This is a genomic window from Paraburkholderia polaris, from assembly GCF_012927345.1.
GTDB lineage: Bacteria > Pseudomonadota > Gammaproteobacteria > Burkholderiales > Burkholderiaceae > Paraburkholderia > Paraburkholderia polaris.
In genome coordinates this window covers 1-13,782 of sequence record NZ_JABBGJ010000055.1, presented here as the reverse complement: position 1 = coordinate 13,782, position 13,782 = coordinate 1, and the positions used below count along the sequence as shown (strand labels likewise).

11 protein-coding genes are annotated in these 13,782 nt (G+C 56.7%); 10 read left to right on the top strand and 1 reads right to left on the bottom strand.

Annotation, left to right across the window (positions count from 1 at the left end; all coding sequences use genetic code 11):
• Positions 1 to 39: 39 nt before the first annotated feature.
• Entirely contained in the window at positions 40 to 1,098 is a 1,059-nt protein-coding gene (locus HHL24_RS37305; protein WP_169490323.1) for a LacI family DNA-binding transcriptional regulator, read from the bottom strand.
• A 343-nt stretch (positions 1,099 to 1,441) separates the two neighbouring features.
• On the opposite strand from HHL24_RS37305, the gene HHL24_RS37300 reads away from it, so the two are divergent.
• The 10 genes from HHL24_RS37300 (at position 1,442) to HHL24_RS37255 (ending at position 12,922) form a co-directional block, all read left to right on the top strand.
• Positions 1,442 to 2,620 carry an acyl-CoA dehydrogenase family protein gene (locus HHL24_RS37300; protein ID WP_329606801.1) on the top strand — a complete coding sequence of 393 codons (1,179 nt, stop codon included), beginning with the start codon at positions 1,442 to 1,444 and terminating at the stop codon, positions 2,618 to 2,620.
• Between the two features lie 20 nt (positions 2,621 to 2,640).
• The gene (locus HHL24_RS37295) at positions 2,641 to 4,257 is read left to right on the top strand and encodes an AMP-binding protein (RefSeq protein ID WP_169490321.1); all 1,617 of its coding nucleotides are present in this window, start codon (positions 2,641 to 2,643) and stop codon (positions 4,255 to 4,257) included.
• Positions 4,258 to 4,288: 31 nt separating this feature from the next.
• Positions 4,289 to 5,071, top strand: a complete 783-nt coding sequence (locus HHL24_RS37290; protein WP_169490320.1) for a citryl-CoA lyase — start codon at positions 4,289 to 4,291, stop codon at positions 5,069 to 5,071.
• Positions 5,071 to 5,577 carry an acyl-CoA thioesterase gene (locus HHL24_RS37285; RefSeq protein ID WP_169490319.1) on the top strand — a complete coding sequence of 169 codons (507 nt, stop codon included), beginning with the start codon at positions 5,071 to 5,073 and terminating at the stop codon, positions 5,575 to 5,577. The genes HHL24_RS37290 and HHL24_RS37285 overlap by 1 nt, the downstream gene beginning before the upstream one ends.
• Positions 5,578 to 5,581: 4 nt before the next feature.
• Positions 5,582 to 6,367: an enoyl-CoA hydratase/isomerase family protein gene (locus tag HHL24_RS37280; protein WP_206003190.1), complete on the top strand. Its 786-nt coding sequence runs from the start codon at positions 5,582 to 5,584 to the stop codon at positions 6,365 to 6,367.
• A 91-nt stretch (positions 6,368 to 6,458) separates the two neighbouring features.
• Positions 6,459 to 7,475 carry an amidohydrolase family protein gene (locus HHL24_RS37275; protein ID WP_169490318.1) on the top strand — a complete coding sequence of 339 codons (1,017 nt, stop codon included), beginning with the start codon at positions 6,459 to 6,461 and terminating at the stop codon, positions 7,473 to 7,475.
• 644 nt (positions 7,476 to 8,119) lie between these two features.
• A complete protein-coding gene (locus tag HHL24_RS37270) occupies positions 8,120 to 9,457 on the top strand; it encodes an MFS transporter (RefSeq protein WP_230417734.1) in 1,338 nt (445 codons plus the stop codon).
• Between the two features lie 401 nt (positions 9,458 to 9,858).
• The gene (locus HHL24_RS37265; RefSeq protein WP_169490317.1) at positions 9,859 to 10,608 is read left to right on the top strand and encodes an electron transfer flavoprotein subunit beta/FixA family protein; all 750 of its coding nucleotides are present in this window, start codon (positions 9,859 to 9,861) and stop codon (positions 10,606 to 10,608) included.
• Between the two features lie 22 nt (positions 10,609 to 10,630).
• Entirely contained in the window at positions 10,631 to 11,587 is a 957-nt protein-coding gene (locus tag HHL24_RS37260) for an electron transfer flavoprotein subunit alpha/FixB family protein (protein ID WP_169490316.1), read from the top strand.
• 363 nt (positions 11,588 to 11,950) lie between these two features.
• Entirely contained in the window at positions 11,951 to 12,922 is a 972-nt protein-coding gene (locus tag HHL24_RS37255; protein ID WP_169490315.1) for an ornithine cyclodeaminase family protein, read from the top strand.
• Positions 12,923 to 13,782: the final 860 nt, after the last annotated feature.

Here is a 13,782-nt window from a genome sequence, read left to right as displayed (position 1 = left end):
AGGAGGCTGGGAAGGTCGGCCGCTTCTGACTGTGTGTGGTCACCTTAAAAAATTTCCCTTCGCGCCACGGCTGTACTTGAGGGTCGACAACCGCGGCGTCCCGTCGGAAGAACGCCGAATAAGGTCAGGAGACCACACCTCCTGAAGCTCATTTACAGGCACACCCTCCAGTTGTGCAAGTAGCATCTCTGACATTCTTTTCCCTGCCGCCAGGGTTTCCGCGGAAAATGTAGTCAACGCGGGAGTAAGTAGGGTGCCGAAAGGGTGGTCGTCTCCCCCGATCACAGCTATGTCACGGCCAGGGATCAGGCCGCGCTCAGTGATCGCGCGATAAATGCCGACAGCTACCAGATCGTGTCCGCTAATGATTGCTGTAGGCGGGTCATCTGCCTCAAGCATTTGCCTCGCAGCAGCGAGTCCCCCTTCTTCCGTCATATCTGCTTCGATATAGAGCGTCTCGTCAAATGGAATGCCCGCTGCATGAAGCGCTGCCTCATATCCTAGTCTCTGGTGGTGACTGAACATCAGAGCGTTGGGCGCGTTCACCAGACCGATTCGGCGATGTCCAAGTGTCACGCATCGCGCGCAGCCCTCGCGCCCCACCACAGTGTGATCTATATCCAGGTAAGCAAACTCTCCCGGGGTCTCACTGCGGCCGAAAGCCACGAATGGCACTTTGCGTTCCAGCAAATATGCAATCCGAGCATCCTGCCGACGCGTGCGGCCGAAGAGCACTCCATCCACTTTTTGCATTTCCACGAGGCGCTTGAGCACTTGCATTTCATGTTCGGCACTTCTGGCTGATGAAACGACCAATTGATAACGCGAATGCTCGAGTTTTTCGTCGATGCCCATCAACATGTTCAGAAAAAATGGATGTGCAAAATGCGCCTGAGGCGCTGACAGCACGAATGCAATTAGATCGGATGTCTGAGTGCGAAGCCTCCGTGCGGCAGCGTCTGCGGAGAAACCAAACTGTGCGGCGGCGTCGAGAACGCGCTGGCGCGTTTTTGGATTCACGTCGGGTTTGCCGTTGATAGCTTTGGATACGGTGCTGATCGAGAGTTGTAAGTGCGCCGCCAGTTCTTGGATGTTCATCCCTGTCTGTCCTTTGGCACGTCACTGTTGACGCGCATCGAAAACGTTTTTTGCCATTTTACGGCAATCATCGTTGGCAAGATTGACGCGGCAATGCTAATGCAAAAAATCGATTTCGATGTTGCGCTGCGCATTTGGCAGAGTCAATGCGGTCGCCTAATGGTCGGTGTTTACCCTTGCTCGGACGAAACCTTGCAATTGAGGTCGCGCAAGAATCTACCCCGCTCAGGCTCGTGGCGCTTGGATGTTGGCGTTCTGGCAGGGCAGCAGACCCTCAGTCAAAATCGAAAACGATTTCGATTTTATTTTTGGAAGATCTTGAAAACAGATAGCTATAGGCGTAATGTTCGTCGAAATCGTTTTCGATGTGACTGATGAGGATCGTATGAACAGTGAAGAAATTGAATTGCTTCGGGCGACGACGCGCAGGTTTGTACGCTCGCGTCTGGTCCCGTTGGAAGATCAGATCGAAGCAGCGGACGATGTCGACGAAGCATTGCTCGCGCAATTGCGTTCGGAAGTGGCTGCACTCGGACTGTATGGGTTCAACCTGCCCGAATCGATCGGTGGCCCAGGTCTCAACGCTGCCGCGAAGCTGGCGATCCTGGAGGAGTTGACCTATACGTCTGTTCCCTTGAGCGAAGTGTTCGGCCATCTTCCGCTTTCCCTCGGGCGATGTAACGCCGAGCAACGCGTGCGGCTCCTTCCTGATGTTCTGTCCGGAAAAAAGATCGTTACCTATGCCCTGACGGAACCTGATGCGGGTTCGGACCTGAGCAATCTGCGTACGCGTGCCATCAAAACCGCAGATGGCTGGATGCTCACAGGTAACAAGCATTTCATTTCGCATGCGGAGACGTCGGACTACATCATCGTGCTCGCCGCGACGGATGGCTCGGCATCCCTCAAGCGTAAGTTGACGACGTTTATCGTCGAGCGAGCCAACCCTGGCATTGTGGGCATGACACGGTACAAAAAGATGGGTTGGCGCGGCTACCATCTCAATGGGTTCTCACTGGAGAATTGCTTCGTTCCGGACGCCGACGTCCTCGGTGAACCGGGTGACGGCTTCATGAGCATGATGGAGTCGATCAATCACGACCGGATTCTTTCCGCGTGTCGTTCGACCAGCCTAGCAGCCCGTGCTCACTCGATGTCGTGTGACTACGCGAAGGTGCGCTCGGCTTTCGGCACGCAACTCGCGAATCATCAGGCGATTCAGTTCATGGTGGCGGACAACGACGTTGAGATCGAAGCCGCGCGGCTTCTGATCCGACGCGCAGCTGAACTCGTTGAAGCGGACGTTCCGGAGGCGCGCATCGCTACAGCGCGAGCCAAGTTGTATGCAAGCGAAATGGGCTGTCGTGTCGCGGACCGGGCTCTGCAAATATTCGGTGGCATGGGGTACATGTGCGAGCTGCCTATTGAGCGCTTTTACCGCGACGCGCGTGCCTTTCGCATTGGGGAGGGGACCTCCGAAATGCAGCGCCTGCAAATTGCGCGAAATGCGCTGTCCGCTTAAGAACAAATTGAAAGGTCGCTATGCTGCAAAGCTCTTCTCCTCCGAACTTGTCGCCCCTTGCACAAGCATCGAATTCATTCCTGCAACGCGACGAGCGCTCCGAAGCGTGTCAGTCGATCCGAGCATTCCGGGATATGTTGATGCACGCACCCGAACTCCCGGCCTGTCACTTCGGGGAACTGTCTTTCAGCCGTGCGGAGCTCGCGGCGGCGGCTGTTGATGCCGCCAACAGCCTGTTGTCGTCCGGTTTTAAGCAGGGTGATGTTCTCGCTGTTTGGCTCCCGGACAGCCCCGCCTGGTTGCAGTTACTCTTTGCGGCGGCGGCGATAGGTGTGATCGTTGTCCCGGTGAGCACGCGGTACAAACTTGCGGAAGCTGACTATGTGATCCAGCAGAGCTGCGCTAAAGGCCTCGTCGTGCCGACCAGCTTTCTCGACTACGACTATCTAGCCGCCGCGGATAAGCTCAAGTCGGACAACCCGGTTCTCGAACATGTGCTGAATGTCGATATTGACGCCGGGTTCGTCCGTTCGGATGTTCAGAAAACCGGCCATGGTCTAGTGGCGCCCTTGGAACTCCCGTTTATTACGTTCAGTACCTCTGGAACGACCGGACATCCGAAACTCGCCCTGCATACCCAGCGGGGGATCGCGCTCCATGCGCAAAATGTCGCGCGAGAGCTGGATGTTCAGGTGGGTAACGTAATGCTTTGCGCGTTGCCACTGTACGGCGTTCTGGGTTTCGTGCAGGCGATGGCTGCTCTCGCAGCGGGCGCGGCATGTGTCTTGATGCCGGTCTTCAAAGGCGAGGATGCTGCTTGCGCGATCGAGCGACACCGGGTCACGCACAGCTTCGGTTCGGACGGACTATTTGACAGAATCTTCGATACTACAGGCTATTCATTAGTCTCATGGAGACGCGGTGGGTTTACCGAATTCGCTGGTCTTGGACCGACGATCTGTAAAAAGGCGGAGCGGGATCTAAACCTGTTGCTCACTGGCTTGTATGGGATGTCGGAGTGCCTCGCAATTACCGTGACACGCTATCCCCACGAGGATTCTCGAGTGCGGTCACTGGGCGGCGGCTCACCCGTGTCGCCTGAAATCGGACTGCGTATTCTGGATGTCGATAGTGGCCTCGAAGTCGACGACGGCCAGAAAGGCGAACTTCAGATCTCGGGTTACAACGTCATGGCCGGCTATTTGCACAATGAAGCTGCGACAGCCAGCGCTTTCACGCCCGATGGCTGGTTCAAGACCGGGGACCTCGTGCAGCGCACAGCCGATGGCTTCATCTATCTGGCGCGGCTCAACGATGGTTTGCGCCTGAGCGGTTACCTCGTGGATCCATCGGAAATCGAGCAGTTTTTAACTCGGCACGAAGGGGTGAGCGGCGCGCAAGTGGTCGCCGTCAAGAAGCCAGGGGTAGGGGATGTCGCGGTTGCATTCGTGCGAGCGACTGACACGAAGCTCTCTGAAGCTGACCTGCTCGCTTACTGCAAGGCCGGCATAGCGAACTACAAGGTACCTAAACGCATTATCTTCGTGGAAGAATTTCCAGAAAAGCCGGGTCCCAACGGCGTGAAGATTCTGAAGACGAAGCTGCGCGAAATGGCCGCAGTTGCGTTATCCCTTTGATGGAAGTTGGCAGGAAGAAGGATCCGAGACAATGAAAGATTCACAAGTGAAGTCCGATATCGCATGGGCAAACCCGTCCAAGGTCGTAGTTCATGGGCTCGACCTGTGTGATGAAATCGTAGGAAAAATCGATTTTGGACAAATGACGTTCCTGCAATTGTTCGGTCGTCTGCCTGATGCCCGGGAGTTGCGTATGTTCAACGCGATGATGGTTATTCTTGTTGAACACGGAATCACGCCATCGTCGCTCGCCACCCGGTTTACGTATTGCGGCGCGCCAGAGGCGGTTCAGGCCGCCGTCGCGGCGGGTCTGCTCGGGCTCGGTTCGGTGTTCGTGGGCTCGCTCGACAACGCAGCCAAACTGCTCCAGGAGACGATCCCCACGAATACGTTGCCGCCCGACCCCAAGGCGAAGGCTGCCGAGATCGTCAGCAGTTACCGCTCCCGCAAGGAAATTATCCCCGGCATTGGACACCCTTTTCACAAGCCGATCGATCCGCGTAGTGTGGCGTTGTTCGAGGTCGCAAGAGAAACCGGCTACTACGGACCCTATGTCAAATTAATGGACGCGATCGGCAAGGAAGCCACGCTTCAGTCAGGGCGCCCCCTTCCGTTGAACGTGACCGGTGCGATGGCTGCCGTTGCGTCCGAGATGGGGATTCCCTGGAAAATTTGCCGTGGTCTCGCCGTCGCAGCGAGAGCGGTCGGACTGGTGGGGCACATTCTGGAGGAAATGCGCCAACCCATGGCAGAGACGCTCTACTTACGAATCGAACATGAGGCGACGAAACACCTGCACGAGGAGCAAACCTGATGTCAGCTACGGGACTGTCGGTGTTGAGGCTGTCTGAGTCGTTGGATCAAAGGCGCTCGCTGTATCGTGGCGAGTGCAGTTTCTGGACTCACGAGAAGCTCCGGAACGCAGATACAGATCAGTTTCGCCATGTCAACAATGCCGTCATATCGACGCTTCTCGAGTCGGCGCGGATGGAGATTCTGGACGGGGATCCGCTGAAAGCGTCGATGAGTGGCAGGAACGTAGTTGTCGCTCATCTGTCGATGGATTTTCTCAAGCAACTTTACTTTCCAGGGACCGTCGAGATAGGGTCTGCGACCGTTAAGGTCGGGCGGACGTCCTTCCAACTGGCGCAAGGGCTGTTCATTGGTTCTGACTGCATGGTGTTTGCATTGGCAACCTGTGTTCTTCTCGATGCAAAGCGGGGTGAGCCAACTCCCATTCCAGAGCCCATTCGGACTCACCTGCTTAGCGGTTTGTCGGGAGCGACCGACGTGTCGGTCGGTTCGGAATTTTCGAGGTAAACGTATGTCGACAAGTTTTTCAAAAGTGTTGTTCGAGATGCGCGGCAATGTTGCGGTCATCACCCTTAATGATCCTGATCGCCGTAATGCGCTGTCGCGGCAGATCGTGAGGGAAGTCGTCAATGCGTTGGAACTGTGTGACGCGAATGGTGCGCGCGCAATTGTGATCGCGTCGAACGGCCCAGCGTTCTGCGCGGGAGCAAACATTGACGATCTGAAAGACGGATGGATGGAGCGTTCTGACCCGTTGACAGATCCTGCGTTGCTATTCAAACGATTAGTGGAGGCCCCACGCATTGTCATTGCAGCGGTTCAGGGAGGTGCGTTAGGGGGCGGGTTTGAGCTTTCCCTGTCATGCGACCTCGTGGTCGCTGCGGAGTCCGCCTGGTTCGCCTTACCGGAGGTCTCCCGGGGAGTGATCCCCAATACGGGTTTGGCACTCCTTCAGAAAATTGTGGGTTCCAGAGCGGCACTTGAACTGATTCTGACCGGTCGCAAACTTGGTATCGATGAGGCAGTTTCCAGAGACCTGGTCAACCTCGTGGTCCCGCGCGAGTCGGTCGTTGAAAGGGCAGTTTCGTGGGCACATGAAATTGTCTCGAAGGCGCCCCCCGGCGCAATTTCGGCCGCGAAGAGACATCTGCATGCGCACGCAGGGTATGACTGGGAACGGGTGCAGCATTCGGTTACCGATGTCCCGCGAGTCGAATGGCATGAAGGTCTCGACGCTTTCACCGAAAAACGCGATACGAATTTTGAGCCATTCTGGCGCGCGGTGGCACCGGCCTGACAGCCGGTCCTTCAAAGCCGCGAGCCGGGCAGAAACCCAATATCCCACGGGTGGAACCGGAGCGTTACGACCCACGTTAAAGGAGTAGTACATGAATATCGATTTGCACGCGCACGCACTCAATGAGCGTTTCATCGTCGATCTGGCAAAGTCGCCAGTGGCAGGGCTACGGTCCGAGCGGGACAGTGAAGGCCTCTATATCATCCGTCGCGCTGGCGATGATCGGAAGAGCACGATAGATCCGCATCTCTTTGGTTTAGAACACCGGCTTGAAAGCCTCAAACGCCGTGACATTGCGCTTCAACTCTTTGGGCCGCCGCCGTTCATGCTGGCGTGGCCTGGGGGTGCCTCTGGAGTTGAATTGGTTCGGGCGCTGAACAAGGCGTCGCTGGAAACCGCAGCAGAGTCAGAGGGGCGAATGGAGCCGTTGGCCGCGCTGGCGTTGGGCGAGCCCGAGCTCGTGGTTGCGGAGCTTGAGTACGCGGTGCACGAACAGGGATTCCGCGGCGTCATTATGCCAAGCAGCGCGGGCGGAAAGCCGCTCGACGATCCAGAGTTCGCAGAACTGTTCGTCGCAATCGAACGACTCGGTCTGATTGTCTTCCTGCATCCGACCTCTGCAGCACCTTCGGATCGTTTCGGCATGTATGGCGTCCACGTTCTCGTGGGTTGGCCGTTCGAGACGTCGCTGGCGATCACCCGCATGATCTTTAACGGCTTGCTCGAACGCCACCCTGCGCTGAAGATGGTACTAGCACACGGTGGCGGCAACCTCGTGTTTCTGCGCGGTCGACTGGATTCCGCCTACGAGGCGACTGGGTGGGAGGCTGACCCGTATTTTCGTCAGCACATTTCTGAAAAGCCGAGCGCCTATCTCGATCGACTCTATTACGACACCTGTGCCCTGAGCGAAGAAAGCAACCGGTTTGTCATTCAGACCATGGGTTCGGATCGCGTCGTTTTCGGTAGCGATTACCCCTTCGATATCGGCGATCCGGAGGGTAGGCGCTCAGTGCCGGTCATCGATCGTTTGGCGCCCGGCGATCGCGAGCGTATTTATCATTTGAACGCTAAAAAGCTGCTGGCAGACGCGGGAAATCCTAGGTAAGCGGCGGTAGGTTTCGCGTGAGACAGGCAAAGGATGCATGATTCGTACAACTACGGAAAAGCAGGCGATGTGATTGATCACATTGTTAAAAAAGATGCACCTTTGCCGAGAGGGCATTACGCGCAAGCAACCACGGCAAGCGGGTGTGTCTTCGTTTCTGGGTAGATACGGTTGACGGCGGACGGTGATGGTGCCCCTCGTGATGGGCTGGACGCGCAGGTTCGTCAGGCTCTTTCGAACCTGCGTGAAGTTCTGCTAGCCGCAGGAACCGCTGTAAGGCAGATTTTGAGTGTGTAGATCTACGTCGCCGACATCGGATATTGCCGAAAGTGAACGATTTGTACGAGTAATTCAACGGTGACCCAGCGCCAGCGCGAACAGTAGTGTCGTGTGCGCGACCTCATTTTGGAGCACACAGCGAGATCAGCGCGATAGCTCTCTGCGGCGACGGAGTTCAAACAGACGACCGATGTGACGTAAGCGAATTTGGTTGACGTCGAAAGCGGACGGAGGGGAGAAATCTCATTCCGACTTTGCCGACGGCTGAACTAGAAGCGAATAAACGAATCCGCGCAGCGAGTCTGCTGTCGACGGAGACGCGGGGACGAAAGCTAACGAATGACGCGTTATCTAACGTGTCTTCCATGGAGGTGTTCAAAATGCGAATGTTTGATTGGTACCGAGCCGCTGCGCCGGTGGAACGGCGAACATTTTGGGGGTGCTTTTGCGGCTGGACTCTGGATAGCTTTGACAACCAAATTCTGGCCTTCCTGCTACCCACGCTGATGGCAACGTGGCATTTTTCAAAATCCGAAGCGGGGTTGATTGCGACGTCTTCACTGCTTGCCGCAGCAATCGGTGGTTGGGGCTCGGGCATCTTGAGCGACCGCCACGGGCGAGTGCGCGTTTTAACGTGGTCGATAATCTGGTTTACGGGGTTCAGTATTGCTGCGGGACTTACCAACTCATATGGTCAGTTGCTGGTCGTGCGAGCCTTACAAGGGTTGGGGTTCGGCGCAGAATGGGCCGTCGGCGCTGCATTGATGGCCGAGGTAATCAACCCTGCTCACCGTGGAAAAGCCCTGGGTCTGGTTCAGAGCGGATTCTCTGTTGGCTGGGCACTTGCGTCTGTCATCACAGGGATTCTATTGGCTTATCTCCCGGCCTCGATCGCGTGGCGCTCGGCGTTCTGGATTGGTGTCATTCCCGCGCTCATTGTGCTATTGATCCGGCGATATATTCCGGAGCCGGAGGTGTTCAAGAAGATGCAGGAGGAGACGAGGGGTGCAATTGTCGCGACGTGGCGCTCAGCCTTACGACGAGATGTCCGACGGGCGAGCCTGCTCGCCGCGCTTCTAGTCACCGGACTCCAGGCAAGCAGTTTTGCTATTGCAATCTGGTTGCCCACCATGCTGATTCAGGTTCGTCATCTGCAAGGATCAACGGTCGCGGTCATGGCGCTAATGATGAGTGGGGGATCGTTTGTCGGACAGGTAAGCTTTGCATATCTAAACGACCATTTTGGTCGTCGATTCACGGCAATGACATATTGCCTCTTTGCGGCGTCCTTGACTGCGTGCTATCTGTTCATTCCGATGAACCCGTGGATGCTGGCAATACTCGGGCTGCCTGTTGGCGTCGCCGTGAACGGCGCATTTGCGGGAGTTGGACCGATGTTGTCGGAACTTTTCCCAACTGCGATCCGAACCACTTGTATGGGTTTTTCGTATAACGTTGGTAAATCTATGGGAGCGCTGAGCGTCGCGCTTGTTGGCGTTGTCGCCGAGCACGTAGGCTTGGTGAGTTCAATAGGCCTTTTCTGTTTCATTGGCTATTTCTGTGCACTGCTTGCCTTGACATTCCTCCCCGAAACGCGAGGCCGCGACCTCAAGATTTTTTCTTTGACCGCCGAAAATCTTGGATCGAGCGATCGGCCAGATTTTCTGGATAAGGATGTGCCATCCGCCGAGCTAGGCGAGTAACTTCGGCGGTGGAAATCCCCTCCGAGAATCACGTACGAGTTGAAGTGGTCGGCGAGATTCACATTTGGGAGCGCAGCTCTCTTAGTGCAGGATGGTCGTAGTCGGTTCCGCTGCATCTTTTGACCTCGACCGGTAATGAGTTCTGCTGCGTGGGCGGCGTTGCCCCGGAATCCACGCTGACGTTTCTTGTTCCTGTGGGGCGGGCGCACCGCTACGCAAAGATTACTTGTCAGATTTAACGAGAAGAATTGCGTCGCGCATGTAAGTCGTAAAGTTGTAGCTTGAGCGAAAAGCGACGCGTAATGTACGAACACGATTCCATTGCGAGTTCGATTTGAGTATTCGATCTGTGACTAGGATTGAAATCAATTAAGCAGGAATTTTTTGCGGAGTAAAGCATCTTGAAAATCCTGGTGCCAGTCAAGAGAGTGGTCGATTACAACGTGAAAGTTCGAGTGAAATCGGACGGCACGGGCGTCGACATCGCGAACGTGAAGATGTCGATGAATCCGTTCGACGAAATCGCGGTTGAAGAAGCAGTTCGTCTGAGGGAAGCGGGTGTAGCGACTGAAGTGATCGCCGTGTCGGCGGGTGTCACGCAGTCGCAGGAAACGCTGCGTACCGCGCTGGCGATCGGCGCGGATCGCGCGATCCTGATCGAGTCTTCCGAGGAACTGCAGCCCTTGGCCGTGGCCAACCTGCTGAAGGCGCTGGTCGACAAGGAACAGCCGCAGCTGATCATTCTCGGCAAGCAGGCCATCGACGACGATTCGAATCAGACCGGCCAGATGCTGGCTGCGTTGGCCGGGTTGCCGCAGGCAACGTTTGCTTCGAAGGTTGTCGTCGCCGACGGCAAGGCGACGGTGTCGCGCGAAGTGGATGGCGGTGCTGAAACGCTGTCGCTGACTTTGCCGGCCGTAGTCACCACCGACCTGCGTCTGAACGAGCCGCGCTACGTGACATTGCCGAACATCATGAAGGCGAAGAAGAAGCCGCTGGAGACGATCAAGCCGGAAGACCTCGGCGTCGACGTCACGCCGCGCCTGAAGACGCTGAAGGTTGTCGAGCCGCCGAAGCGCTCGGCCGGTGTGAAGGTGCCGGATGTGAAGACGCTGGTCGAGAAGCTGAAGACCGAAGCCAAGGTGCTTTAAGTAGAACGCGGAGACAGAGCAAATGACGAATCTGGTAATTGCAGAACACGACAACGCGTCGATCAAGGCCGCAACGCTGAACACGATCGCAGCGGCGCAGAAGATCGGTGGTGACATTCACGTGCTGGTCGCCGGTGAAGGCGCGCAAGCCGCAGCGGATGCGGCAGCGAAGATCGCAGGCGTGAGCAAGGTGTTGCTGGCCGACGCGCCGCAACTCGCAGCGGGGCTCGCGGAAAACGTCGAAGCCACGGTGCTGAACATTGCGAAGGACTACACACACATCCTCGCGCCAGCGACCGCTTACGGTAAAAACATCGCACCGCGTATCGCCGCGAAGCTCGACGTCGCACAGATCAGCGACATCACCGCAGTGGACAGCGCCGACACGTTCGAGCGCCCGATCTACGCCGGCAACGCCATCGCTACCGTTCAATCTCAAGACCCGATCAAGGTCATCACGGTTCGCACGACCGGTTTCGATGCAGTGGCAGCAGAAGGCGGCAGCGCGATGGTCGAGAAGATCGAAGCGGCAGCCGACAGCGGCCTCTCGCAATTCGTGAGCCGTGAAGTCACGAAGCTGGACCGTCCGGAGCTGACCTCGGCGAAGATCATCGTCTCGGGTGGACGGGGTCTGGGCAACGGCGAGAACTACACCAAGGTTCTGGAACCGCTGGCCGACAAGCTCAACGCCGCGCTGGGTGCATCGCGTGCGGCAGTGGATGCCGGCTTCGTGCCGAACGACTATCAGGTTGGGCAAACCGGCAAGATCGTCGCGCCGCGACTGTACGTGGCGGTCGGCATCTCGGGCGCGATCCAGCATCTGGCCGGGATGAAAGACTCGAAGGTGATCGTGGCGATCAACAAGGACCCGGAGGCGCCGATTTTCAGCGTCGCTGATTATGGTCTGGTGGGCGATCTGTTCACGGTTGTGCCGGAGTTTGAGGGGGCGCTGTCTCAAGCGTCGCGCGAGGCAAGATAAATATCCGACGGGCGTAACAGATGAGCATTCTGACTGAGATGGGTCATATCCGAGCCGTGGCGGCATTGTTAGCTAACTCAGAAGACGCCTTGATTTGGCGCTGGTTTGCTCCTCTCCTCGAAGATCGGAGAATTCGCTGGTGTTGCAGCGGAGATCGTTGGTTCGTGAGCGTCGATAATAGGCACGTTGCCACGGATAGCAGCTTCGATAGCGCAATCCGGACAGCAAGGGAAACCACGCAAAGCTCGTAAAGTGTGCTTCACGGGAATTGGACCGCCATATCGATTATTCGAGCGAGGGGCTTTGCTTGAAGGAAAAGCTTGGCCCGGTTCTATAGTACTTATTTGGATAGAAGGTGCCTTCATGTCGAGAGACTCAACGTTGCTCTTGTTGAACAAAGGTCATGTCGAAGTCTTGCTCTCGCCGGACGAAGTTGTCGTGGCAGTGCGTGAGTCTTTCTTATTGCACTATGAACAGAAAGGGCGCTTATTCCCAGTGGTTCGCGAGCGGCTCGGTACTGGCGGTATCTTTGGCATCAAGTCGGGGGATGTGGAGGCGCACGGGCTTTTAGGATTTAAAGCGGCCGGTTTTTGGCCCGGCAACCGTTTGGTAGGCAGTGAACCCCACCAGGCAACGATCGTGCTGATTGATCCGCATTCGGGACGTCCGATATGCGTGATCGACGGTAATGCGATAACCACCATTCGCACCGGCGCCGCAGGTGCGCTTGGACTCGCGATGCTCGCGCGACCAGAGAGTACAACCATGTGCGTGTTCGGAACAGGAGTGCAGGCACAGATTCAGACGCGCTTCGCTTTGGATGTCCTGCCGTCACTTCGACACGTACAGTACATGACGTCAGGGGGGGGGCGTGATCCCGAATTCGAATCACTATTCGCTTCGCGGTGCGAGGTTAAACCTGCGGGAAATGCGAATGCAGCAGTTGCTGCCAGTGATGTTGTTATCACTGCCACGCCTGGGAGGTCAGTGTTGTTCGATTGCAGTGCTGTCTGCGGCGGTACCCACATCAGCTGTATCGGCGCGGACACGCGCGGTAAGCGGGAACTACCGGCGGGACTTCTGGAACGGGCGAGCGTCTATGTCGACGACTCTGTTCAAAGCGTAGAAATTGGTGAGCTTCAATGGGCGCCAACAGTATCTTGTAGTGAGTTTGGCGAAGTGCTTGCGAACGGGCTTCGCGTGCCGAGAACGTCCCAAGAAATTACGATATTTGATCTGACTGGATTGGCGCTACAGGATTTGGTGGTAGCACGGATGCTTTACATGTTTGCGGGCGAAGAAGGTGTAGGAACGACGGTTGAGTGGCCGTGGTAATTGCGCGTTGGGAGGTTTGCCACCCGCGCAGTGCGACTGACAAGCGGAAAGCGAGTCGTAGGCGGCAGCAGCATTTTCATTTGCTGCAACGTATGGCAAAAACGCCCCTGATTTTCGAATAGGTGGCGCTGTGCGATTGACGGACATCGTTTCACTGTTGCGGGGACCGTTTTCTTGCAGTGCTTGAGTCCGATTCTCCACTATAAGGCCTGAGTTCGAGCTCGCGCCGATGATGTTGAGGAACGCTCTTGTTGACTCGCCAGTTGCGATGCCGGATTTTCCCGCCCGTCGTAAGCGCTTTCGACCTGCTTTGTGATAGGTGCGATTTTGCCGACTTCTGCGATGCGGTCGACGGGCGTCTCGCCGCCGAGCGAGGTGTGCAGACGGCACTAGATGCAGTTGAATTGGCAGTCCTCAATTCGCCGGGCAGTCTCGTTCTCGGTCACGGTATGGTTGAACAAGGACTCTTTCGGGCTAGTCAACTGTGAGCGCTCGATCTTGCCATTGAGATATGGCGAGCGTGGGGGAATTGGCCGAAGGTTAGAACGGGCTTGCATTCAGACATTGGTGGCGAGGCACGTCCGTCGCTCTTCCACCATGCCGCGGCACGGCCCCGGCCGGGGTTGCTGTGTGTCCGCGCCATTTGACCGGCGACGCGACTCGTGCCCGGGTGATCTCTTCGATGCGCACGAAAGCCACCGAGACTGCCCCAAGGATAGCCAGAGCGACAACGTCTCCGATGCAGCCCTCATTCAGACCGCAGGACGGCCTTGGGTGGACGGACGCAGAGTTGCGGGCGTCCACCTGGTCTCGATTGCTCCATCGCGAGACGATTGCATGTCAAAATTATTTTCGAAAAA